Raw genomic sequence first — 24,933 nt, forward strand, 5'->3', positions numbered from 1 at the left:
ATTATTTACCTTCTTCACGCATGAGGCGTTCTGCTTCGGCCTGAGCCATGGCAGCTTCTTCCGCTCTCACCTTTTCGATATGCTCTTGCAAACGTTGCTTTTCCAATTCATTCATTTCCGTGCGTTTACCGTCAGCTTCTTGAATGGGTGTATCCACACCTTCCAAGACTTCAATCAATAAGGCTACGGCTTTTTTATCAAGCCCTTCTTTATTGGCAATCTCAGTTGGTAAAATCCACTCTTCCGGCGTAAAATGTTCGATGCGATCATTCAATTGATTCCAATTTTGAAGCATCAAGCGTGTCACCGGACGATACATTTCATTGCCGATGTAAGCCAATAAATCGCCTAATGTATCCAGCGCTTCGGATGGTGCGCCGAAATGATTAGCTATATTTTCAGCCCGTGCATAAGCTACCAACTCAGCACGGCTCATTTGATTATTCATTCGTACTCATTCCTTTATCAAACAAGGCATTGGCAAATTCTTTCGCATTGAATGGTTTTAAGTCATCAATTTTTTCACCGATGCCAATCCAACGAACGGGAACCCCCAGTTCTTCTTTAATGGAAATTACGACGCCCCCTTTGGCGGTGCCGTCTAATTTAGTCACAATAATACCGGTAATCGGTACAGCCTGGCCGAATAATTTAGCTTGGCTAACCGCATTCTGACCGGTGGTGCCGTCCAAAATCAATAGGGTTTGATGCGGCGCTCCCGGAACCTGACGGTCTGCTACGCGGCCGATTTTCTTCAATTCTTCCATCAAGTTGGTTTTTGTGTGCAAACGGCCGGCTGTATCGATAATCACAATATCTGCATTACGTGCTTTCGCCGATGCCAAGGCATCGTATACGACAGCGGCCGGATCGGCCCCTTCCTGATGTTTTACGATAGGCACATCGGCTCGTTCCGCCCAGATAGTGAGCTGTTCGGAAGCGGCTGCACGGAACGTATCGGCTGCCGCCAACACCACCTTTTTGCCGGCTTCTTTATAATAATGAGCCAGTTTGGCAATAGTCGTTGTTTTACCTACCCCATTAACGCCCACTACCAAAATAACTTCCGGCGAATGCATTTCCAAAGTTTCTTCCTGTTCTTCCAGTAACTTCGTAATGTATTCTTCAATGTAGTTCATCACTTCATTGGTATGATTGATTTTGCCTTCCGTAACACCGCGACGAATTTCTTTCATCAAAAGTTCCGTCGTCTTACTGCCCAGGTCGGCGGTAATCATGGCGACCTCCAAATCATCCAAGAAGTCGTCGTCAATCTTGGCATAGCCGATAATGACCGTTTCAATGGCTTCGGTAAACTTCTTTTTCGTATTTTCTAAGGCATCGCCGAAACCAAGAAATTTCTTGGTTTTATTCCAAAAACTCATTACATATCCTCCTCTATTTCATCAAAGGCTACTGTTAACAATCGGGAAACACCTCGTTCCACCATGGTAACACCTTGTAATACCAAGGCCGCCTCCATAGTTCGTTTACGATGCGATACAACAATAAACTGCGTATCGTCACCCAGTCGTTGTAAATAGCTGCCAAAACGTTCTACATTGGCTTCGTCCAACGCCGCGTCCACTTCATCGAGCACACAGAACGGTGCCGGTCTGTAATCCAAGAAGGAGAACAGCAAGGCTATAACTGTAAGGGCCCGCTCACCACCGGACAACAGCGTTAACTGTTGGCGTTTTTTACCGGGTGGTTGAATATAAAAATCAATGCCGCTGGTCAAAATATTATCCGGATCGGTGAGCACTATCTGAGCTGTGCCGCCGCCGAACAACTTGCTGAACACGGCCTGAAAACGATCGCCCACCACTTCAAGGACTTCGCCGAGCTGTAAGGCCATCGCTTTATCAATCTCTGCAATAACCGCTTCCAACTGAGCCTTAGCCTGTTCCAAATCGGATTGCTGCGTTTCATAAAAAGCCTGTTTCGTCTGCGCCGCTTCATATTCAGCTACCGCTTCCGGGTTAACCGCCCCTAAGGCTTCCAGTTCAGCACTCAACTTACCTTCTTCGAGACGCCAATCCGCTACAGCCCCTTCCGGCTGTAAAGCCTGTGCTTCTTCTCGTGAAAAACCGAGTTCGGCGATTTTTTGTAAAGCCTGTTCGCTATTCATTTCATATTTTGCCAGCTGACCTTCCATCTGCACCAAACGCTGTTGAACCCTTTTTTGACGAGTATCCAAAGTTTCGCGCTCCGTGGAATAATCAGCTAACGTTCGCTGCTGTTCACTATGTGATTCATACAGCGCGTCGCGCTGCTTGGCTAATTCCGCCGTCGCCTTAGCTTGGGCTTCATAAGCATGCTCCAAATCACTCAATTTCTGTGGTAATTCAGTATTTACCTGTTGTTCACGAACATCCAGCTGCATTTGTAACGGCTTCATACGCGCTACATTTTGCTCGATAGCGCTTTGCCAATCATTGATTTGCTGTTCACCGTAACTTTGTTGCTGCTTTAATTGTTCATAGTGCAAACGTGCATCTTGACGCACCTGACCGACTTCGTCCTGCGCTTTTTGACAGCGCTCCAATTCAGCCAGGGTCACCGAATGACCGCCATCAGCCTGAATATTTTCATTCAAAGTCTTAAGAGCACTTTCCGCTTGTGCCAATGTCATCGTAACACGAGCCTGTTCACCGGTCAAACGGTCCTGCTCCGCCAAATTGTTTTGCAGCACCTGTTCCTTGCGCAACTTTCGTTCCCGCGTTGTTTTTAAAATGGATTCCGCCGTCAAAAGCAAGGTATGCTGCTCATCCCAACTATTTTGTTTCGCTGCCAACTGTTCACTTAATTCTTCAAACTGTTTTTCGTAGTCAGCGGCAGCTTGTTGTTTTTTAACTAACTCTGCTTGTAATACCTGCAATTTGGTATTTAACAGGCCCATCTCTTCTTTTTGAGCCATAACGGAGGCTTTACGCCGTTTGGTCACACCACCGGCTAAAGAACCGCCCGGTTGGAATTGTTCGCCTCCCAGTGTCACTAAACGAAGCTGTTGCTTATATTTTTTCTGTAGAGCAATAGCCTGCTCCATCGTTTCCACTACGAGAGTACGCCCCAACAAGTAGGTGAAAACACCACGATACGTTTCATCAAAAGTAATACAATCTACGGCCCGCCCCAATACGCCCGATTCATTGAGAGCCGGTGTATTAATGGCCTGACCGTGCACCGTTTCTAACGGTAAAAAAGTAACGCGACCGCCTTGAGTCCGTTTTAAATAGGCAATACAATCAGCGGCAGCTCGCGAGGTACGCGATACTACATGGTTAATACTGCCCCCTAAGGCAATATCGAGAGCCGTGGCAAATTCCGGCTTTACCGTAAACAAATCACCGATAGCCCCCAGTAAGTCCTGCTGCCACGGCTCCTTAGCGGCCAGGGCGTTACGCGTACCGTCTGCATAACCTTCATGCTGTTCAGCCCACTGCGCCAAGAGTTGTAAACGTCCTTCCATGCGTTGTTCTTCACGGCGCCCGGTTTGAACGTCCCGTTCCAACTGTTGACGAAGTTTTCGTAATTCCCCTAATGTTTGCTGCTCTTGGTCCCGTTCGGCGCGATTAGCTTCCTGCTGCTCTTGCAAAGTCTGCTGCTTCGTTAAAGCTTCCGCTTCTTCGGCCCCCACCGTTTGCAATTCTTCCGTCAAAGTGGTTACCAGTTCGCCTGTTTTGGTAAGTTCGCCGTTTAAAGTTTGTAATTCTACGCGGAATTTTTCCACTTGACCGACTAACTGTAATTGTTCATCATGGCGTGCGGCCACCGCTTTTTGCGCCGTTTGGAACTCACCTTGAATGCGCTGCAATTCTTGACGAGCCGCTTCATACGCTTGCTCAGCCGTCTGCAAAGCCGCTTCTTTGGCCGTCAATTCACCGGCACCGTCGGCCAACAGTTTCTGATGGACCAACACTTTTTGCTTGTCACCGGCGATAGTCGCTTCTATTTCATGAATACGATCACGCAATTCCTGCAGTTCTTTGTCCGCATTCCGCAATTGCTCGGCCAGCACATTTTTTTCCCCTTCGAGCCGGGCTTCTTCTTTTTGAGCTTTCGCATATAATTCTTCTTGTTGCCGCAAAGCTTGCTGTTGTTCCTCGGATTTTAACTTTAACTGCTGTTCCCGTGCACCTAAACCGGCCAGTTCCGTATTGATTTCTATTTCTTCCTGCTGCAACGCAATCTTTTCATTTTCCTGTTTTGTGAATAAACGATCCGCCACTTTATAATCGTGAAAAGCCAACGCTCCGTCATAGAGGCGTTTCTTTTGACTTAATTCGGCATGAGCCTGTGTCTTGGCCGCCTTCTCTCGGAGCGGTTCCATTTGCTCTTCCAAATTCGCCATCAAATCGGCCACCCGTTCCATGTTGCGGTCCGTCTGCCCCATGCGGCGCAATGACTCATCTTTATTCATTTTAAAACGGGAAATACCGGCCACTTCTTCAAAAAAAAGGCGGCGATCTTCCGGTTTGCTGTTTAAAATAGCATCTACCCGATTCTGCCCGATAATGGCCATGGAATCGCGTCCTAAGCCTGTATCAGCCAATAAAGCCTGAATATCCTTCAAGCGACAAGCTTTTTTATTGATAAAAAACTCACTTTCACCGCTACGGTAGATACGACGCGTCAAGGCAACTTCCGCTAAATCGGGATGTAAACGTTTGTCGCTGTTATCGAACACCAAGGTTACTTCCGCGGTGCTCATGGGACGACGCTTTTCCGTACCGGCAAAAATTATATCTTCCGCTTTTTGACCACGTAAATGGCGCACATTGGATTCGCCCAGCACCCAACGCATGGCATCGGTAATATTACTTTTGCCGCTCCCGTTAGGACCTACGATAGCCGTCATGCCGGGTGAAAATTTTACAATTGTTTTGTCCGCAAAGGATTTAAATCCTTTTAACTCTAATCGTAAGAGTTGCATGCAAACCACCTTTCCGTGTGTCTTAAGTCACTTTAAATATATCTAATAACGTACCTTTTATTATATCACATTATACCTAAAATTATCGATAAAAAGTAGAACATTATCCGAAAATTTGTTTGTCTTTATTCCGAACATAGCTTTCGCTTTTTTAGAGCCCTGTTCATACCATTGCCAAGTGCAGTCTGTATAGCATTCTGCCAAATATTTCATATTCCGTTGCTTTTCGCCACGCACTTTTGATGTAAGTTGACGCGGATACAGGACGGTCACCGAATGCATTGGTAAGCTCGCCGCTCTATGGTCCCGTAAGACTTTTAAAAATCGCTGTAACCACTGATAATTCGTCACCAGTTCCCCCATGGCCGGTTCGTAAGGACCGCCTACTAAACCGATACCTGCATCCAATTCCGGCGTACTCTGCAGTCCCGTACGAATCACCGTGATATGATGCTCTTCAAAATACTCTTTTAAAAAGGCACTATACGTTACCGCTTCCGCCACCGTTAGCGGCGTGTAGCGACCGGCTCTCACATCATCGGCCAGCTCCGTATCTTCAATGACTAGAACCGGATAAATGCGCACAAAATCAGGCATCAACTCAGCCACGGCTACCGCCGTATTCACTAACGTATGCCAGTTTTCACCGGGTAACCCCGGTAATAGCTGAATACCAACGGTAAAACCATGTTCTTGCAATCGCTGAACGGCTCCCACAACCTCTGCCGACGAATGACCTCGTTTAGCTCTCGTTAAAATCGTGTCGTCCATGGACTGCACACCAATCTCAACGGTGTTCACACCATAGGCTTTTAACAGTGCTATCTCCGTCTCGCCAAGCGCATCAGGACGAGTGGAACAACGTATGGCATCAATCTCACCGTTTTGCAAGGCCTCATAGGCCGGTTCCAACAAAGAGCGTTGTAAGTCTTCCGGCAACGCGGAAAAACTACCGCCATAGAAGGCCACTTCCCAATATTTTTCATGCCGCTCGTTGCCGATATATTCGTCTATGGTAGCTTTCACATCAACCTCAGAAGCTCTTGCTCCGCCGGCGGCAATGCGATGCTGATTACAAAATACACATTGCTGCGGACAGCCTGCATGGGGTATGTAAAAAGGAATCAAACCGTGAGGCTTATCGTTAGCTATGCTGTTATTTTTGTGTTGGTTCATTTTTACCTACCTCATTTTTGTTAAAAATTTCTACCACTATACATTATATCAGAATATGAAAAAGGAGCGGATTAGCCGCTCCTCTATTTACCATATACCTGAATTAATCCTGCGTCAATCGACAAGCATTTTTGCCGATTAAATAATCAAGTGTAACTTGAGCCGCATTTTGTTCAGCTTCTTTTTTACTTTTACCGGTACCGGAACCATAGGCCTTGCCTTCAATCCGCACTTCCATGCAGAAAATCTTATCATGGTCGGGTCCCGATTCACTGAGCAAGGTATAGACGATTTGTTTCTCGCCTTCCTGCTGCACATATTCTTGCAACATAGTCTTATAATCCTTGCCGAGCTTACCGTCTTTCGCTTTTTCCAAATATCCTTGCAAATGACTCAATACGAACTGTGCCGTTACTTCATAGGAAGTATTTACATATAAAGCACCGATAACGGCTTCAAAGGTGTCCGCTAAAATCGACGCCCGTTCCCGACCGCCCGAAGTCGCTTCGCCTCGCCCAAGCAATAAATAATTACCAAAATGTAATTTGGAACTACATGTGGCCAACGAGGTTTCGCAAACAGTGGCTGCCTTTATTTTTGTCAGTTCACCCTCAGTCATTTGAGGATATGTTTTAAACAGATACTCACCGATGATTAAGTCCAAAACGGCATCGCCCAGAAATTCCAGACGTTCGTTGTGCTTAACGCGAGCTGCTCTATTTTCATTTGCATAAGACGTATGCGTAAACGCTCTGTCGAGCAAATTTATATCTGTCAAAGGGATACGCAAACGCGCCACAAGCTCTCGAAGCGCTGCTTCGCGAGCTTGGTGCGAGATTGTCTTATGAGTCTTACGGCCCTTCAATTAGTCCTCGTAACGACGAACGAGTAATGTTGCATTATGACCGCCAAAACCGAAGGAATTGGATAATGCGCAATTCACTTTCAATTCACGAGCCCCTTCTTTAACATAGTCCAAATCGAGTTCAGGATCCGGATTAGTCAAGTTGATGGTTGGGTGAATTTTACCGGTTTCAATCGCCATAGCCATAACGATGGCTTCAATAGCACCGGCTGCGCCCAATAAATGGCCTGTCATGGATTTAGTCGAGTTAACTGCCAAGGATTTAGCATGGTCACCGAATAATTCCTTAATAGCCGTAGTTTCGTTTTTGTCGTTAAGACCTGTGGAAGTACCATGAGCATTGATGTAGTTAATTTCACTAGGATCGATGCCTGCATCTTTAATGGCCAATTCCATACATTTACGAGCTTGTAAACCGCCCGGAGCCGGAGCTGTAATGTGGTAAGCATCACCATTGCTGCCGTAACCGATTACTTCAGCGTAGATATGAGCACCACGCGCTTTAGCATGTTCTAATTCTTCAAGCACAACGATACCGGCGCCTTCACCCATAACGAAACCGTCACGATCGGCGTCAAATGGACGGGATGCTTTTTCAGGTTCATCATTGCGGGTAGACATAGCTTTCATAGCTGCGAAACCGGCCACTGCTGCTGGAGATACAGCTGCTTCAGTACCGCCGGCAAACATAATGTCTGCGTCACCGCGAGCTACGATGCGGAATGCATCACCAATGGAATTTGTACCGGATGCACAAGCCGTAATATCCGTAATAGCCGGACCACGAAGACCGAGTTCGATGGACACACGGCCGGATACCATGTTGGCAATCATCATAGGTACTGCAAAAGGACTTACACGATTAGGTCCTTTCTGGAATAATGTAACATAAACATCGTGGATGGAGTCAATCCCACCGATACCGGTACCAACTACAGTACCGCAACGGTCGCGATCTTCTTTATCCAAATCGAGATTGGAATCGCGTAAAGCAAGAACTGCTGCGGCGATTGCAAATTGAGAGGAGCGGTCCATACGACGAGACTCTTTCTTCTCTACACCATACTGCGTAATATCAAAATCCTTAACTTCACCGGCAATGCGGGTAGCATATTCAGAAGCATCAAAATGAGTAATCGGGCCAATCCCGGATTTACCCGCCAATAAAGCTTCATAAAAAGCATCTTTACCGATACCTACAGGCGTTACAGCCCCTAAACCGGTAATAACAACACGTTTTTCCAATTATTTCACCTCACATGTAAACTATGCATTGAAATACATTAATCAATCTGAGATACTTCCGCTAACAAACGACGGAAAACCTCCTTAACCGGCAAAATCTCATCTACTTTGCGCATATTATTGCCGGAGAATACCAAACCGGTTTCCACATCACCTTGCTGTGCCCGTTCTAAGGCTTTAATCAAGCAAAATTTGTGAGAACAATGCTTTAAGCAACGGTCACATTCAGTTGGTGGCGGTACAGTACCGTCCAATACAGAAGCAGCGAATTTGTTACGAATCGCCTGCCCCGGCAATCCTACCGGACTCTCTATCAATACAACATCTTCAGGCGCTTTAGCACGTAAGTACATTTTTTTAAGCTCATCCGATGCATTGCATTCTTCACTAGCTGCAAAACGACTACCCATTTGTACGCCGTTTGCTCCTAATTTCATCATTTCGACAATGTCTTTCCCGTCGAGAACGCCACCCGCTCCTATTACCGGGATATTTTTAACGGCCTTCAACACCTCCGGTACAATCTCACGCGATGAGCGATTTGTACCTAAATGACCACCGGCTTCACTGCCTTCAACGATGACAGCGGCCGCACCCAAGCCTTCAGAAATACGAGCCAATTTCCCGGAGGACACAATCGGAACAATGGGAGTACCCGATTCTTTCCCCATACCAAACATATCACGAGAAAAACCTGCACCGGCTACAACGAGGTCAATACCTTCTTCAATAGCCGTTCGCACTAGGCCAGCAAACTCGGAAGCTGCTACCATTGCATTTATACCAATAATACCCGTAGGTGATAATTTTCGAGCTAATTTAATTTCATAACGTAATTCATCAAATGGCATACCGGAGGCCGCAATTAGACCGATGCCACCTTCATTAGCTACAGCTGCTGCAAGACGAGCCGTAGACAATCTGATTGCCATGCCGCCTTGAATGATTGGCACCTTTGCTACCAGATTTCCGATGCGAAGTTCAGGGAGCTTCACTATAAATTCCTCCTGTTACGTATACCGACTAGGAGGCGTTGCCGCCTCCTACCGGTGCACAAGTAAGTCTTACGCTTCTTTGATAGAATCGATGTATTCTACCGTATCTTTCACTGTTTTAATTTTTTCAGCTACATCATCAGGAATTTCAACATTGAATTCTTCTTCGAAAGCCATGATCAATTCAACGATGTCTAAGGAGTCAGCTCCTAAGTCGTCAATGAATGTAGAATCAATCTTAACTTCAGCTTCGTCAACGCCTAACTGTTCCACAACGATCGCTTTAACTTTATCAAACGTGGTCATTGTGATTTCACCTCCTTTCATTGTTTGCTCTATATATATTAGCTACATTACCATGCCGCCGTCAACATTAATGACTTGACCCGTAATATAACTCGACATATCGCTGACTAGGAAAGCAGCTACAGCAGCTACTTCATCCGGCTCTGCCATACGGCCCAACGGAATCGTGTGAACCATGGCGTCTTTCACTTTATCAGGTAAAACATCCGTCATGTCGGTGTGAATAAAACCCGGTGCAATCGCATTCACGGTAATACCGCGGGATGCCAATTCTTTAGCACAAGTTTTAGTAAAACCGATTACGCCGGCTTTTGAGGCACTATAGTTGGCCTGGCCTGCATTACCGGTCACACCTACAACCGATGTCATATTAACAATTTTACCGCTGCGCTGTTTCATCATAATTTTGGAAACCGCTTTGGTCATCAGATAAACACCTTTCAAGTTGATGTTGATAACATCATCCCAATCGCTGTCTTTCATACGCATGAGCAAACCGTCACGGGTAATGCCGGCGTTATTTACTAAAATATCGATGCGACCGAAAGTTGTGTGCGCTTCGTCAACCATAGCCGCTACTTCTTCGGCATTGCCTACATTAGCTTTAATTTTGATAGCCTTGCGGCCCATAGCCAAAATAGCATCTACGGTTTCTTGCGCAGCCCCTTCGCTGCCGCTGTAATTCACTACTACGTCGGCACCCTGTTTAGCCATTAACAAAGCAATGGCACGGCCAATACCACGAGAGGCACCGGTAACTAAAGCAACTTTATCTGTTAACTGCATTTTATCGAACCCCTTCTAAAAACTCAATAGTTTTCCCTAAGGAATCTACATCTTCTACATTAGCCAATTGCATTTCTTTGTTAATTTTTTTGGTAAAACCGGTCAAAACTTTGCCCGGACCTACTTCTACGAAGTTGCCTACGCCATAATTAATCATGGTAGCTACGCAATCTTCCCAAAGAACAGGATGAGCCGCCTGGATAACGAGGGATTCTTTAATAGCGTTCGCATCGGTCAAAATTTCACCGGTTACGTTAACTACTACCGGAATCTTGGCATCGTTAACAGTTACTTTGTCCAATTCGTCTTTCAAACGGGCCGCAGCCGGTTCCATCAAACGGCTGTGGAACGGAGCACTTACCGGTAACATAACGGCACGTTTCGCGCCGGCTGCTTTCATTTCTTCAGCAGCTTTTTCTACGGCAACCGTAGCACCGGCAATTACGATTTGACCCGGGCAGTTGAAGTTTACTGCCTGAACGGAACCGACTTCTTTGTCGATTTTTTCACAAATCGCCACTACTTCTTCACGAGGTAAAGCCAAGATAGCCGCCATGGCACCTTCACCCAATGGAACAGCATCCTGCATGAATTCACCGCGTTTATGAACGAGGTAAACAGCATCTTTAAAATCAAGTACGCCGGCTGCCACTAGAGCGCTGTATTCGCCCAAGCTGTGACCGCCCACGATATCAGGAGTAAAGCCCTTTTCTTTCAATACTTCATAACAAGCAACGCTGGCTGTTAAAATAGCCGGTTGTGTGTTAGCCGTTTTAACCAATTCGGTATCAGGACCTTCAAAGCAAAGCTTCGTAATGGAGTAGCCCAATGCTTCATCAGCTTCAGCAAAACGCTGTTTTACAATGTCATAGGCATTATATAAATCTTGAAGCATACCTACTTTTTGAGAACCTTGGCCAGGAAATACAAATGCTGTTTTCACTAGTAACGCCTCCTGTATTATTTAATGATCTTTTGTAAGCCGCCGATTACGGTTTCGGTTTCGGCCATAATATCGCGAATGATTTGAGCACAAGGTTTTACATCCTGTAACATACCGGAAATCTGCCCAATCATAACGGAACCGTTTTTAACGTCCCCTTCAATAGCCGCTTTGCGAAGTGCACCGGCACCCAAAGCTTCCAATTCTTCTTTAGGAGCACCGCTGAATTCCAATTCCTGGTACTGATGGGATAATAAGTTTTCTAAAATACGAACCGGATGACCTGTCGTAAGACCAGTCATAACGGTGGAACGGTCTTTTGCCTTTAATACGGCTTCTTTATAGTTAGCATGAGCAATACATTCTTCGGATAATACAAAACGTGTGCCCATTTGTACCGCACTGGCGCCCAAAGCGAAGGCTGCAGCCGCACCGCGACCGTCAGCAATACCGCCGGCAGCGATAACCGGTACGTTTACAGCGTCAGCAATCTGAGGAATTAAGCACATAGTTGTGATTTCCCCTACGTGACCGCCCGATTCGGTACCTTCCGCAACTACCGCATCAATACCGCCGCGCAACAAACGTTTAGCGAGCAATACGGAAGCTACTACAGGAATAACTTTAGTACCGATTTCTTTTAATGCAGGCACGTATGTACTCGGATTACCGGCACCGGTTGTAATTACCGGAACGCGTTCTTCCAAGACAACTTGCATAACTTCTTTAACAAACGGCGACATCAACATGATGTTACAACCGAAAGGTTTATTGGTACGTTCTTTTAATTTATGAATTTCATTACGGAATACGTCCGGTGGCATATGTCCGGCACCGATAATACCGAGACCGCCCCCTTCGGACACAGCCGCAGCAAGTTCAGCGGTACCAAGCCAAGCCATACCACCTTGGAATATAGGATACTCAATCCCTAACAAATCGCAAATATCAGTCTTAATCATGATGGTTGTCCTCCTTAGTACCATTTCATTACCAAGCCGGCCCAAGTTAATCCGGCTCCGAAGCCGGAAAAGGCGACTGTATGATCTCGTTCAACAAAGCCGGATCTCACTGCTTCATCTAAAGCAATAGCTACCGAAGCGGCCGATGTATTGCCGTATTTCGGCAAATTAACAAACACTTTCTCTGCCGGCATTTTCAACCGGTGTGCTGCGGAATCGATAATCCGTGTATTGGCTTGATGAGGAATGAAACGATCTAAATCTTCTAACTGTAAACCGGCTTTTTCTAACGCGTTAAGCACGGTGCGTCCCATGATTTTAACCGCGAATTTATAAACTTCGGCGCCATCCATGTGAACATAGGTCAAGCCTTCTTCGATACGTTTATCGTTAGGCACCATCGCCGTACCGCTGGATGGAATGCAAATTGCCATACCGCTGGCACCGTTGGCACCCATATCCATACCCAACATGCCATAGCCTTCAGGTACAGATGACACTACTGCTGCGCCGGCGCCATCGCCGAACAGGATACAAGTACTGCGATCCTTCCAGTTAAGCACGCGGGACATAACTTCTACACCGATTACAAGCACATTTTTGAAGAAGTTATTATTCACATAACTGCCGGCCGTAATCAATCCATATACAAAGCCGGAGCAAGCAGCGCCTAAATCAAAAGCGGCCGCATTAGTAGCTCCTAAATTAGCTTGTACTAAACAAGCTGTGGAAGGAACCGACATATCACCGGTTAAAGTTGCTAAAATGATACAATCAATATCTTCCGCCTTCAAGCCGGCTGCGTCCAAGGCACGTTTAGCCGCTTCCGTTGCCATATCGGAAGCATTCATGCCTTCCGGAGCAACGCGGCGCTCTTCAATGCCGGTGCGTTCACGAATCCATTGGTCATTCGTGTCTACGATTTTTTCCAAATCAGCGTTGGTTACGATATTATCCGGTACAAAACTTCCGGTACCGATGATACCTACCGGTTTAGTCCACATCGTCATATTTGATAGCTCCTTCTTCTTCTATACTGTGTTGAATGTTTTCAATAATCTTACGATCAACTATATCGCCGGCAATTTTAATAGCTGTCAAAATTTCTTTAGCCTTGGAACTGCCATGCGAAATCATGAATACGCCGTTTACGCCCAATAATGGTGCGCCGCCGTTTTCCGTATGGTCAAGGCGTTTACGAATCTTCTTGAACACCGGATAAATCAGGAATGCCCCCAGTTTGGCTAATATACCGCCATCCTTGATGCCTTCCTTAACAAGTTGCGTCATGACCCCTACAAGGCCTTCTGCCAACTTAAGAACTACATTGCCCGTAAAGCCGTCACATACAACAACATCAACCGTACCTTTAGGAATGTCACGACCTTCCACATTACCTTTAAAGTTAATGGTTTTAAGTTGTTCCAACAACGGATAGCTGCTTAAACACAATTCATTACCCTTAGTAGATTCTTCGCCGATATTCAACAAACCGACGGTAGGGTTTTCATGGCCAAACATAAGTCGTGCATATTCGGAGCCCATAATAGCCCCCTGCACCATATGTTTTGGCTTGCAATTCGCGTTAGCACCCGAATCAAGCATAACGGTAACACCCTGTGGTGTAGGAATCGGCGTGGCAATCATAGGTCTGTCAATCCCCTTGATACGTCCTAAGCCGAACAAAGCTGCCGCTACGGCTGCCCCGGTACTGCCCGGCGCAATGACCGCATCGCATACTTTTTGTTTAACTAAACGCGTAGCGACAATGACCGATGCGTCTTTCTTCTTGCGCACAGCTGTGCCGGGATGTTCATTCATTTCAATTACTTCACTGGCATGGTGAATAATGAGTTGCGGATTTTTTTCCTGCCCGAATTCTTTTAATACTTCATAAATTCGTGCTTCGTCACCCACCAAAACTACTTCAATATTAGGGAAGGCTTTAACCGCATCAATTGCACCACGCACAATTTCAAACGGTGCAAAATCACCACCCATAGCATCTAATGCAATTTTCATATTTTACACCCTATTCTGAATGGGCTCCATTATGAATTTCGCCCGAAAGACTTCCTTAACTTTATCTTTGATTGTGACCCAAATAAAATACTTCTCACCTCGTTGTCGCATGACAGAGGCTTTGGCCACCAAATTACAATCTGCTTTAACAGGATTCTTATACTTTATATTGCCGACACCGGCTAATGAAGCGGGGATGCCCAGCACAGCCTTGGCTAATGAATCAGCCTGCGCATATAAATACTGAGGCTCCACATAGCCGCTGGAATCGGTCATGTCATCCGTCGTCCGCAATATACTCAGACCTTGTTCACCGGCGGTGAGATCTATAAGCTCACCAACCACTTCAATATGGCTGTGATTATTGCCACTTGGCGTCAGTCCGTCTACTCTGGATTTAATGCGCTCCCGTAATTCAGGAATGCCTAACTCCAATCGATCCAAACGAATCGTCGGCACACTGACATTAAAATAGATGGCCAACTCTTCGTCAGTAACGAAGGGCGTAGTATTCAGTTTTTGTTGCAATAACTGTTGTCGCTCTTGTTTTTTTATCCGACTCATGGTACCACCTTTTATGACCAAGTAATAATACTTCGTTACAATTATATGTCACAATGGCCATTTATGCAAGTAAAATTTATGAGCCCTAAAAATTCAACAAAAATTCAACAAAAATACGGCGATTATGTAGCCTCAGCTACTGAAAACTATTTTCAACTTCATTATAATAAAAACATGATCATAACTCAACCGTTGGGACCATATATTACAACAAAGTATCCCTATATATATTTTAACTATTAATTGCAGTAATGTGCAACCGAAAAAAGGAGAAGAACTATGACATCTATGAAAACAGCCTTAGGCTTAAACAACAACCAACGCCTCGAAAAAATGATTGAAATCAAGGACAGCTATTTAAGTGGTCAGTTAAGTTTAAAAGAAGCCCGTGCCCTGTTAAAAGATCACATCGGCACTTGCACACCGGACGAATTTGCTTACGGTGAGCAACAATTAAAAGGTTCTTACACAGACGAAGAAATCACCCACCGCATGGATGAACTTCTCGAATTATTCGACGGCATCCTTATTCGTGCCGAAAATACCTACCCGGAAAACCATCCGCTTTGGGTATATATGCAAGAAATCCAAGCAGGCCTCGCGGTTATGGATGAAGTAGACGCTTTATTAAAAGCACCTCATTTTATTAAAAATCCATGGCTCGGTATTTACGATAAATTAGCACAGTGGTCCCGCCATCTGTCCCGCAAACAAAACCAGCTCTACCCGGCTCTCGAAAAATACGGTTTTGACCGCCCTACCAAAATCATGTGGACCTTTGACGACAAAGTGCGTGATTTAATCAGCGAAAGCCGTCGCCTCTTACAAGCCGATGACACCACAAAATTCTTAGAACTCCAACCCAAAATGACCGATGCTTTCCGTGACTTGGCCGACAAAGAACAGGAAGTCCTCTTACCGACGGCGTATAAACTGGTGAAGGATGATGAATTCAGCCACATGAGCCGCGGCGACCACGAAATCGGCTTTGCCCTCATTACGCCGCCACCATTCTACGGTAATGTGACCGCCAACGGAACCGTCAACGATGCGCCCTCACTCTCAAACGGCAACGAACAAAACTTCATGAGCGAATTAGCTGCTTTACTAGGTAAATACAATGTAGCTACAGCCCCATCCCCTGAAACAGAACTCGATGTAGCTACCGGAAAATTATCCCTTGAACGCATCAACCTACTCTTTAAACACATGCCGGTTGACCTTTCCTATGTGGACGAAAACGAACTGGTTAAATTCTACAGTGATACGAAACATCGTATTTTCCCTCGCAGTGCCAATGTTATCGGCCGTGAAGTACGCAACTGCCATCCTGCAAAGAGCGTTCATTTGGTAGAAGAAATTATTGAAAAACTCCGCTCCGGCGAACAAGATAAAGCTGAATTTTGGATTGATAAGCCGGAAGCGTTCATCTACATTCTTTACACCGCTGTGCGCGATGAAAAGGGTAACTTCAAAGGGGTTCTTGAAATGATGCAAGATTGCACACGTATCCGTAGTCTTGAAGGCTCTCGTACCCTCTTAACTTGGGACGATGAAGTTCACGGTAATAAAGAAGAATCAGAAACCGCTGCTGCCGATAGTGCCGCTACACCTATTACAAGCAGTACCGCTACGGCCGCTGCAGCTAACACCGCTACGACTGATACAAATTTTGCTGACAAGGATCAAAACAGCGAAACTTCAGCTACTATGGGGGACGAAATTACTGTCAAAGGCATTACCATCACTGGGGACACTCGTCTTTTTGACCTCTTCGATCAAGTACCTGGTCTCCGTCAACATATGCCGGAAATTAACAGCAATTTTGCTATGCTAAACACCGCTTTCGGCAAAATTATGGCTAAAAAAGCTACCATCGCCAAAGCAGCCGATCGTTCCGGCATGATCCAAGCCGATTTGATGAATGCCATTGCTCAATATATTGAAAAACAGGCTTAAAATAGTATTAACTTAAAATTCTATTAATAAAAAAAAAAGGAGATTGCAACCGTTACGGATTGCAATCTCCTTATTTTACTTTTTACCGGGTAAACGATTATAAGCCTCATGTAGCCAAGTTAAATGATCTTTTTCACGACGAATAGCGCGCTCTAAAATCAATGAATGACCAAAGTATCGCTCTTTAGGATTTGTCGTCCCGAACAACATCTGCCAACGAGATTCTAAATAGGTTAATTTTTCTTCGTGCCGCGCAATTTCTTCCTCAAATAAAGTCACCAATAAAGGCTGATCGGCGGAATCCATAAAATATACTTTCATGGCGAATTCGTCGCGTGTAGGTGGCAATGCATTCAATGATTCATTCAGCCATTCACCGAATACGGTGTTACCCGAATCGGTAATGGTATACTTCTTCTTCGTCAGTTTACTCCCTACAATCGCTTCATGACCGCTTATAAGCCCTTCCTGTTCCATCCGATTAAGCTCGGGATAAATCTGACTATGATTGGAGTACCAAAAATCTCCGATTTCCCCTTCAAACGCTTTTTTTATATCGTAACCGGCCATAGGCTCTTTTGACAATAAGCCTAAAATTACATAGCGCAATGTATTTTTTTGAGCCATGACAACTCACCTCTTTCAACAGTTCTTTAGTATCAAAATGACAGTTTCCAATGATTAAACTGTCAGTCCATATTTATCGCTTGACTTTTCCTATTACTAAGTATAACATACTAAGTGTAAATAAACATGTATTTATTTACATGTTGTTATTTTAATATTAAAACATCAATCAGTCACTTAATCACATGTTAATATGTAGGAGGTTATCACTATGGAATTCAAAGAATTAGACGACTTTTTAGGCACTCATTTTATTTACACTTATGATAACGGCTGGGAATATGAATGGTATGCCAAAAATGATCACACCGTAGATTATCGTATTCACGGCGGCATGGTAGCCGGCCGTTGGGTAACCGATCAAGAAGCCAATATTGTTAAATTAACAGACGGCGTTTTCAAAGTAACCTGGACCGAACCTACCGGTACCGATGTAGCCCTCGACTTTATGCCTAATGAAAAAATCATGCATGGCACAATTTTCTTCCCTAAATGGGTAGAAGATCATCCGGAAATCACCGTTTGCTATCAAAATGAACACATTGACTTAATGCATGAATCCCGTGAAAAATACGAAACATATCCTAAATTGTTAGTTCCTGAATTTGCTACCATTACTTACATAAGAAAAGCCGGCCAAAATAATGAAGAAGTCATTGCCGAAGCACCTTATAAAGGCATGACCGACGATATTCGTGAAGGTCGTTATTTTGATAAAGACTATAAACGCATTAAGAAATAAGCATGTATGATGCAATTAAGTCCCTATCCCCCTATAATATATAAGTAAAATATTTTAGAGGCTTTTCAAAAATAATATGTAATTTACTAAAAAAGGTGATACTATGAAATTACAACTGAAAGCCTATTTGGCCGTTTCACTATTGACGACCGGGCTTATCCTCTTCCCTTTAACTAATGACAAGGCCGCTACAAGCAATGCAGCCAATACGGTGCCAACTATGACAACAACAGCAAACAGTACTCAAAACGACTATATTGCCCCCACCTATCAGGACATCTTAGTCGCTAACGTACCGACATATAACAATCAAACCAAAGCCTTGCGATTAAATATATACAAACCGCAAAATACAACCGAACCGGTTCCTGTTTTAGTCTTTGTACATGGCGGCGGATGGGCTACGGGAACCTATGCGGAACCGACAGCTAATGATACTGCAAACAGCACCGTAAACAATACGCCTACTTCGATGAGCAATCTGCCACCGAATACCTACGGCGATGCTACAGGTCAACTTATGGCTAATGACAACCGTTCATCCTTGGAAGTTTTCAAAGAAGTAGTTCGCCACGGAATTGCCCTAGTTTCAGTAGACTATCGCTTAAATTCCGAAGCCGCCTATCCGGATCAAATTTATGATGTAAAAGGTGCCGTACGCTTCATTCGCGCTCACGCTAAAGAATACAACATCGATCCTAATCGCATTGCTATCAGCGGCACCTCGGCGGGCGCTCATTTAGCGCTTCTTTTGGCTACCACCAATAACAATCCTGCCTATGAAGGCAATGTGGGCGGCAACACCGAATACTCTAGTGCCGTTTCGGCTGTCATCGATTATTACGGCCCTACGGACTTGTTGACCATGGCGCCCGAAATGAACCCGGCCCTACAATCGACTGCCAAAGCGGCCAAAACTCACGATGCTCCGGATGCCAATGAATCTATTCTTTTAGGCTTCAATAAACCGGGCCAAGGTGTTGGTGTATTACGACAGCTTTACGAAACACATAACACACAATCTCCGGATTGGCATTATGTTGAATTAGCTCTAAACGGTAGTCCCGTTTATCAGGTAACACCACAGACCCCGCCAATGTTCATTGCTCACGGCGGTCGTGATACATTGGTACCGATTGCCCAAAGCTATCGCTTACGGGATGCTTTAAATTCAAATGGTGTGGAAAATTTATTCATTTCCAATTCCGAGGCACCACACGGTAACCAAGGTCAATTGGTAAACGAAACTATGGTCAAATGGATTGTCGATAAATTAAACGCGCAACCAATAACTCAATCAAACACTAAATAATGTGTTAAATGCAACAACTCCTTCTATGTACTGTGCTATACTAAGCCTATAGATAGTCATCATAAAAGGAGTTGTTTTATTATGTGTGCCAAAAGAGTCAATCAAAACATAGATAAAAATACTGCCAATACTATTGCAGAAACAAGTGCAACACCGGTTGTGGAAAGCATGCCCTTTCCCCCATTATTACCCTCCAATGCTACGGTTATGATGATGGGTACCTTTCCACCGGCCGCCGATAAACGGGCCATGCAATTCCATTACCCAAACTTTCAAAACGACATGTGGCGTGTGTACGGCATGATTTTCTTTAATGATCCGGACCACTTCCGTAAAGGTGAAGAAAAAGCCTTCGATGCCGATAAAATCAAAGCATTTTTAGCCGAAAGAGGTATCGCTTCCTGCCCTACTGTATGGCAAGCTATTCGCGAGCACGGCAATGCGTCGGATGCTTTCTTAAAAGTAGTAAAACCGGTGCCGATTGAAGAAGTCTTAGGCAAACTACCGAATTGCAAACATATCGGCACCACCGGCGGCAAAGCGACGGAAGTCTTACTCAGCCTATTACCTGAAAAAACAAAACTTCCTAAAACCGGTGAAACCATTACCGTTACCTTTGGGACAAGAACCGTTACCATAACACGTTTGCCATCCACCTCCCGCGCCTATCCGTTAAGCCTTGCTAAAAAAGCGGCAGCCTATGAAGCTTTTTTCCATGAAATGGGATTGTTGAAATAGCCCACCTTGTGTGAATTATAACTAAAAAAATATAAACAGTTAACGACAAAAAACGAGCGGAAAAATCCGCTCGTTTCTCTTTTAATAGCATTATATTATTGCAATCAAAGCCCCGTTTCTAACGCAACAAAGAACCGCCCACAACCATCTGCTGGGCTTCGTTGGTGCCTTCATAAATCTGGGTAACTTTGGCATTACGCATTAAACGGGCTACCGGATAATCTTCAGAGAAACCGTAGCCGCCAAAAAGCTGTACTGCCGCCGTAGTCACTTCCATGGCAATATCACTGCAGAACTTTTTAGCCATAGAAGCAGAAATTGTATACGGTCTACCTTCCGCTTTATCTTGGCCGGCATTGTGAAGCATCAGATTAGCTGCTTCTACTTTTATTGCCATATCGGCTAATTTAAACTGTGTATTCTGGAATTTACTGAGCGGTTTACCAAACTGAACGCGTTCTTTCGTATACTCAATAGCATGAGCTAATGCAGCTTCCGCAAGGCCCGTAGCCTGAGCAGCTACGCCGATACGACTACTGTCAAGGGCATACATAGCAATCTTATAGCCTTCCCCTTCATTCCCCAACAAATTAGCTGCCGGAACTTTTACATCTTTAAAAGTAAGACCGGAACAAGTGGATGTGTGAAGGCCCATCATAGGATCTCGTTTTTCTACCGTAAACCCTTCCATATCAGGCGTTACGATAAAAGCCGAAATACCTTTGGCACCGGCTTCCGCATCGGTTTTGGCAAACACGATATACATGCCTGCTTCGCCGGAGTTGGTGATATACATTTTTTCACCGTTTAAAATGTAAAAATCACCATCTTTTACAGCCATAGTCTGTACGCCCGATGCATCAGTGCCTGCTTCTTTTTCAGTCAATGCAAAGGCGCCCAAGATACTGCCTGCAACAAGGGGTTTCAAAAATTTTTCTTTTTGTTCATCAGTACCATATCGCAATAATGGCTCACAACAAAGCCCCATGCAAACGGACAGAGTAATGGCAAGACCATCATCAAATTTAGCGAGCTCTTTTAAAGCCACCATATAGCTGATATAATCTTCGCCTAAGCCGCCATACTCTTTAGACCAAGCAATTTTAGGCAAGCCTAAAGCCATTACCTTATCTACCAATTGACGATCGAAAATCTGCGCTTTATCCCGTTCAATCACGGTAGGTTCCACAAATTCACGACAAAATTCATTTACTTTTTCCTGCCAAGCTTTTTGATTCGCTGTTAACGGATGCATAGTAACCTCCTTATGCCTCTTCTTATTAAAAACCTATTCGTAGCGCCTAATGCTCATACCGACAGCCATATATATTAAAATACTAATTTCAGTCCGTTTTATCTAACGGTTATCATCCAAATATTGCTGTCTATATCAACACTAATACAATTAACATACTATGCCTTTAATAAGACATTTCACTGCTACTATAGCACAATTAAACTATATCGTCCACAAATCAAATATCCGGACATAGCAAAAGCGCGGCTATCCGATGGATAACCGCGCTTTATTAAGAGCTATTCACTAGCTCAGCAGGTCTTATTCAGCGATGTTATTAACAACCTGAGTTCCTTTATAATGACCGCATGTAGGGCAAACCCGATGAGGCATCATAGGTTCGTGGCATTGCGGACAAGCTACAAAACCTGGAACAGTTAATTTCCAGTTCGCACGACGACGGTCGCGACGACATTTGGACAATCTACGCTTTGGTACTGCCATTATCTGCACCTCCTTAACATAATCACTGGGACTTTTAATTAATCATCATCTTTTTCATCGAGCAGTGTACGTAACACTGCCAATCGAGGATCCACTACAAAGGATTCACAAGAACAAGGTGAAACATTTTTATTTGCTCCGCAATGAACGCACAATCCTTTGCAATCATCCTGACATAACACTTGAGATGGCTCATTGATGATTAATGTATCCCGAATGAGATCCGTTAAATCAATGGTCTCACCATCAAAAGGAACAACCTCGGCTTCCTCAACATCGTCCCATTCTTTAAGGACGCCATAGGTTTCATTGAATGGTGTAGTCTGCGAATACGCTACTTCCGTCAAGCAACGTGTACATTCGTAATCACCATTGGTTGTTACGGTTCCTTCTACGATGAAATCCTGTCCATCGTAACGAAAATCACCACTAATGGTTATATCATGACGGCTCCAAGGAAAAGCAGTTACATCCCCCAGCACGGTGGCCGGTTCAGTAAATTGAAAAGGAAACGATTTTCCTATGTGTTCTTTTGCTTGCTCTACTTGCAGTTTCATAATTTTACCTCGACTATAATATTATAGCTATCTAACATGTCTTTGTCAAATTGTTATCTACATTCTTGCCGTATTTTTCTAATAAAAATATACTCGTCCGATTTAATATCTATGCTTAAGGAGACAGATAACCGTAGATACACTCGTAAGAGACCCTCAACGCCTTTAAAAGTGTATTTTAGAATGAAGAGAAAAGCCCCCTTTTGCAAGGAGGCTTCTATATTTTTAGTTTCTGATTAAGATGTCAATCAATTACATTTTTTCGAATTGATCTTTACCAACGCCACAGATTGGGCAAACATAATCATCAGGTTGATCTTCAAATTTAACACCTTCAACGGCTTCGTCATAAACCCAACCGCATACTACGCATACGTATTTTTCCATCACTTGTTCCTCCTTTCATTTTAGAATAGACACTTGTATCTACATCTTTAGTCTATCACAAATATCGATTATGTTCAATATCTTTTTTCAAAATTTGTTAAATCCTTTTTAAGCCTTATTCTATCTATATTGTCAGACTTTTGACATGAAAAACTCGTAATAAAATGTAGCATATTGTTATTATTATTTTTGGTGTTTTATCTTAACGTTTTGCTATAAATTTACTAGCCATCGTTCTTTAAGTAAAATATATTTTTATCCATTTTAATTTCTTATTCAACTTCATCTACAAAAAGCATTTGATTTATTCTATAATTAAATATAAAGATACTCAATTTTATTTTCAATTAAGGAGTAAAACTATGAAACGGATATTATTCTTAACATTATTACTGGTGTCTCTCGCTACTTCAGCTTTCGCTATCTCCTTATCCGAACTGCAAAACTCGCCTCAATTCTTAAAAACAGACGAAACATCCGATGACACCTATTATTTAAACCAAGACTCAATAAAAATACTTCGTTATTCACCACCTTACTATACATTAGAATATACTATATATATCGTTTCCTATAGTAACAAAGCAATAGTAGAAATCAATACTGTTGCTAATTATAACTATGACCGTAGTGTCAATTATATACTGGATAATGTAGATACTAGCACTTTGCCTAAATACAACATAAGGGATGAATTAACCGAAATCCTAATTCAAGAAAAAGATAAAGATAATGGCCTTAGTCTTACGGTCACCGATAATGGTTTTTATGATTTGAACGGAAATCTATTACTGCCACCTAGCAATGATCCTCCTAGAGTAATGAAATCGTCTTTTGCTGGTCCAGCATACAATACCGCATCAAGTGCATTTAAAAAGGTCTATAGTATTTATTTTTAATCCAACAACACAACAATCGAAATATTTCTATTTATAGACTTTTTCATTAAATTCCTTTATAATTAGTAGTGGAAATAAAAGTGATTTTCAATTACTTCTTTTATTAAACAAATTCACAATTTTTTATAATAATAAACAATCTACATTTTACAGGAGGTAGAACATGAAAACAAAATTGACTGAACTCTTAGGCATCGAATATCCGATTATCCAGGGCGCTATGGCTTGGACGTCTGAACATATTTTAGTAGCGGCCGTAGCTAACGCAGGCGCTACCGGCGTTATCGCTACCGGCGGTCGCGAAGCTGATTGGGTACGTGAAGAAATCCGTGCGGCTAAGAATTTGACGGACAAACCGTTCGGTGTTAACCTCATGTTAATGGCTAAGAACATCGACGAAATCGTAGCCGTTATTAAAGAAGAAAAACCGGCTTTCGTTACTTTGGGGGCAGGCAACCCGGTTCCTTACATCGAACCGATGCATGAAGCCGGTATCAAAGTAATCCCGGTTGTACCAAACGTTAAATTGGCTAAACGTGTGGCTGCTGCCGGCGCTGATGCCCTCATCATTGAAGGCCAGGAAGCAGGCGGTCATATCGGTACCCAGACTACCATGGCTCTCATGGAAAACGTATTGCCTGAAGTAGATATCCCTGTGGTTATTGCCGGCGGTATTGCTGACGGTCGTGCCTTGGCTGCAGCCCTCACTATGGGCGCCGAAGGCGTGCAAATGGGCTCCCGCTTCATCTTGGCAGAAGAATGCCAGATGCATCAGAACTGTAAAGATGCCATCATCAAAGCAACCGATACGGACTCTGCTGTTACCGGTTTAACCAGCGGTCATGGCGGCGTGCGTTCTTTAAAAAATGAATTTACGCAAAAATACTTGGAAGCTGAATTCAGCTGTGCTCCAAAAGACGAATTAACGGCTATGTCCGTCGGCACTAACCGCAAAGCGGCTGTTGAAGGCGACATCGTAAATGGCGCCGTACAATGCGGTCAAAGCTTAAATCGCTTGACTAAAGTTGAACCGGCTAAAGTAATCGTTGATTCTGTAATCGCCGAAGCAAAAGAAGCGATTAAAAAAGCACAGCGTTTTGCTTAAGCTTTAGTATTGACCTACCATGGCCTCAACGAACCCTTTGATTGTTCCGAGGCCATGTATTATTTA

The 24,933-nt window shown here is 43.9% G+C and carries 25 protein-coding genes; 6 read left to right on the forward strand and 19 right to left on the reverse strand.

The annotated features are described in order from the left end of the window. Window position 1: 1 nt before the first annotated feature. The 14 genes from CCC71_RS08515 to fapR all read right to left on the reverse strand — a co-directional run bounded on the left by CCC71_RS08515 (window position 2) and on the right by fapR (window position 14,800). Window positions 2-448 (reverse strand): hypothetical protein, encoded by a 447-nt coding sequence (locus CCC71_RS08515; RefSeq protein WP_156704585.1) that lies wholly within the window; start codon window positions 446-448, stop codon window positions 2-4. Next, on the reverse strand, window positions 441-1,385 hold the full coding sequence (ftsY, locus tag CCC71_RS08520; RefSeq protein WP_156704582.1) for a signal recognition particle-docking protein FtsY: 945 nt from the start codon (window positions 1,383-1,385) through the stop codon (window positions 441-443). The genes CCC71_RS08515 and ftsY overlap by 8 nt, the downstream gene beginning before the upstream one ends. After that, the gene (smc, locus tag CCC71_RS08525; protein ID WP_226974282.1) at window positions 1,385-4,936 is read right to left on the reverse strand and encodes a chromosome segregation protein SMC; all 3,552 of its coding nucleotides are present in this window, start codon (window positions 4,934-4,936) and stop codon (window positions 1,385-1,387) included. The genes ftsY and smc overlap by 1 nt, the downstream gene beginning before the upstream one ends. A 60-nt stretch (window positions 4,937-4,996) precedes the next feature. Further along, complete coding sequence (locus CCC71_RS08530) at window positions 4,997-6,112, reverse strand: elongator complex protein 3 (protein WP_226974281.1); 1,116 nt, start codon at window positions 6,110-6,112, stop codon at window positions 4,997-4,999. A 103-nt stretch (window positions 6,113-6,215) separates the two neighbouring features. Beyond that, on the reverse strand, window positions 6,216-6,977 hold the full coding sequence (rnc, locus tag CCC71_RS08535) for a ribonuclease III (RefSeq protein WP_021841452.1): 762 nt from the start codon (window positions 6,975-6,977) through the stop codon (window positions 6,216-6,218). After that, window positions 6,978-8,222: a beta-ketoacyl-ACP synthase II gene (fabF, locus tag CCC71_RS08540; RefSeq protein ID WP_296333442.1), complete on the reverse strand. Its 1,245-nt coding sequence runs from the start codon at window positions 8,220-8,222 to the stop codon at window positions 6,978-6,980. A gap of 38 nt (window positions 8,223-8,260) precedes the next feature. Next, window positions 8,261-9,217, reverse strand: a complete 957-nt coding sequence (locus CCC71_RS08545) for an NAD(P)H-dependent flavin oxidoreductase (protein ID WP_296333444.1) — start codon at window positions 9,215-9,217, stop codon at window positions 8,261-8,263. A gap of 69 nt (window positions 9,218-9,286) precedes the next feature. Then, window positions 9,287-9,523, reverse strand: a complete 237-nt coding sequence (locus CCC71_RS08550; RefSeq protein ID WP_006554975.1) for an acyl carrier protein — start codon at window positions 9,521-9,523, stop codon at window positions 9,287-9,289. 42 nt (window positions 9,524-9,565) lie between these two features. Further along, window positions 9,566-10,309: a 3-oxoacyl-[acyl-carrier-protein] reductase gene (fabG, locus tag CCC71_RS08555; RefSeq protein WP_021841449.1), complete on the reverse strand. Its 744-nt coding sequence runs from the start codon at window positions 10,307-10,309 to the stop codon at window positions 9,566-9,568. Window position 10,310: 1 nt separating this feature from the next. Next, complete coding sequence (gene fabD, locus CCC71_RS08560; RefSeq protein WP_021841448.1) at window positions 10,311-11,252, reverse strand: ACP S-malonyltransferase; 942 nt, start codon at window positions 11,250-11,252, stop codon at window positions 10,311-10,313. A 17-nt stretch (window positions 11,253-11,269) separates the two neighbouring features. Further along, window positions 11,270-12,214 carry an enoyl-[acyl-carrier-protein] reductase FabK gene (gene fabK, locus CCC71_RS08565; RefSeq protein ID WP_006554978.1) on the reverse strand — a complete coding sequence of 315 codons (945 nt, stop codon included), beginning with the start codon at window positions 12,212-12,214 and terminating at the stop codon, window positions 11,270-11,272. Window positions 12,215-12,228: 14 nt separating this feature from the next. After that, the gene (locus CCC71_RS08570) at window positions 12,229-13,224 is read right to left on the reverse strand and encodes a beta-ketoacyl-ACP synthase III (protein WP_021841447.1); all 996 of its coding nucleotides are present in this window, start codon (window positions 13,222-13,224) and stop codon (window positions 12,229-12,231) included. Beyond that, complete coding sequence (gene plsX, locus CCC71_RS08575) at window positions 13,208-14,236, reverse strand: phosphate acyltransferase PlsX (protein WP_127058228.1); 1,029 nt, start codon at window positions 14,234-14,236, stop codon at window positions 13,208-13,210. Before plsX ends, CCC71_RS08570 begins: the two co-directional genes overlap by 17 nt. A 3-nt stretch (window positions 14,237-14,239) precedes the next feature. Further along, window positions 14,240-14,800 carry a transcription factor FapR gene (gene fapR, locus CCC71_RS08580; protein ID WP_006554981.1) on the reverse strand — a complete coding sequence of 187 codons (561 nt, stop codon included), beginning with the start codon at window positions 14,798-14,800 and terminating at the stop codon, window positions 14,240-14,242. A 279-nt stretch (window positions 14,801-15,079) separates the two neighbouring features. On the opposite strand from fapR, the gene CCC71_RS08585 reads away from it, so the two are divergent. Continuing rightward, window positions 15,080-16,759 carry a DUF438 domain-containing protein gene (locus tag CCC71_RS08585; RefSeq protein ID WP_296333446.1) on the forward strand — a complete coding sequence of 560 codons (1,680 nt, stop codon included), beginning with the start codon at window positions 15,080-15,082 and terminating at the stop codon, window positions 16,757-16,759. 75 nt (window positions 16,760-16,834) lie between these two features. On the opposite strand, the gene CCC71_RS08590 is transcribed toward CCC71_RS08585, so the two are convergent. After that, complete coding sequence (locus CCC71_RS08590) at window positions 16,835-17,386, reverse strand: PadR family transcriptional regulator (RefSeq protein ID WP_021841444.1); 552 nt, start codon at window positions 17,384-17,386, stop codon at window positions 16,835-16,837. Window positions 17,387-17,597: 211 nt separating this feature from the next. On the opposite strand from CCC71_RS08590, the gene CCC71_RS08595 reads away from it, so the two are divergent. The 3 genes from CCC71_RS08595 to CCC71_RS08605 all read left to right on the forward strand — a co-directional run bounded on the left by CCC71_RS08595 (window position 17,598) and on the right by CCC71_RS08605 (window position 20,178). Then, window positions 17,598-18,128, forward strand: a complete 531-nt coding sequence (locus CCC71_RS08595; RefSeq protein ID WP_226974238.1) for a phenolic acid decarboxylase — start codon at window positions 17,598-17,600, stop codon at window positions 18,126-18,128. A 103-nt stretch (window positions 18,129-18,231) separates the two neighbouring features. Further along, window positions 18,232-19,440: an alpha/beta hydrolase gene (locus CCC71_RS08600; protein WP_021841442.1), complete on the forward strand. Its 1,209-nt coding sequence runs from the start codon at window positions 18,232-18,234 to the stop codon at window positions 19,438-19,440. Window positions 19,441-19,608: 168 nt separating this feature from the next. Then, window positions 19,609-20,178 carry a DNA glycosylase gene (locus CCC71_RS08605; protein ID WP_156705599.1) on the forward strand — a complete coding sequence of 190 codons (570 nt, stop codon included), beginning with the start codon at window positions 19,609-19,611 and terminating at the stop codon, window positions 20,176-20,178. 118 nt (window positions 20,179-20,296) lie between these two features. On the opposite strand, the gene CCC71_RS08610 is transcribed toward CCC71_RS08605, so the two are convergent. The 4 genes from CCC71_RS08610 to CCC71_RS08625 form a co-directional block, all read right to left on the reverse strand. Next, on the reverse strand, window positions 20,297-21,433 hold the full coding sequence (locus CCC71_RS08610) for an acyl-CoA dehydrogenase family protein (protein WP_156704552.1): 1,137 nt from the start codon (window positions 21,431-21,433) through the stop codon (window positions 20,297-20,299). Window positions 21,434-21,736: 303 nt separating this feature from the next. Further along, window positions 21,737-21,919: a 50S ribosomal protein L32 gene (gene rpmF / locus CCC71_RS08615; RefSeq protein ID WP_006554988.1), complete on the reverse strand. Its 183-nt coding sequence runs from the start codon at window positions 21,917-21,919 to the stop codon at window positions 21,737-21,739. Window positions 21,920-21,957: 38 nt separating this feature from the next. After that, a complete protein-coding gene (locus tag CCC71_RS08620; RefSeq protein ID WP_006554989.1) occupies window positions 21,958-22,476 on the reverse strand; it encodes a YceD family protein in 519 nt (172 codons plus the stop codon). Window positions 22,477-22,728: 252 nt separating this feature from the next. Continuing rightward, complete coding sequence (locus tag CCC71_RS08625; RefSeq protein WP_006554990.1) at window positions 22,729-22,863, reverse strand: rubredoxin; 135 nt, start codon at window positions 22,861-22,863, stop codon at window positions 22,729-22,731. Between the two features lie 362 nt (window positions 22,864-23,225). Between CCC71_RS08625 and CCC71_RS08630 the strand changes: the two genes are divergently transcribed. Continuing rightward, window positions 23,226-23,762 carry a hypothetical protein gene (locus CCC71_RS08630; protein ID WP_021841439.1) on the forward strand — a complete coding sequence of 179 codons (537 nt, stop codon included), beginning with the start codon at window positions 23,226-23,228 and terminating at the stop codon, window positions 23,760-23,762. Between the two features lie 163 nt (window positions 23,763-23,925). Further along, the gene (locus CCC71_RS08635; RefSeq protein ID WP_021841438.1) at window positions 23,926-24,867 is read left to right on the forward strand and encodes a nitronate monooxygenase; all 942 of its coding nucleotides are present in this window, start codon (window positions 23,926-23,928) and stop codon (window positions 24,865-24,867) included. Window positions 24,868-24,933: the final 66 nt, after the last annotated feature.

It is taken from the genome of Veillonella sp. LMAG:90 (assembly GCF_008679445.1).
Classification (GTDB): domain Bacteria; phylum Bacillota; class Negativicutes; order Veillonellales; family Veillonellaceae; genus Veillonella_A.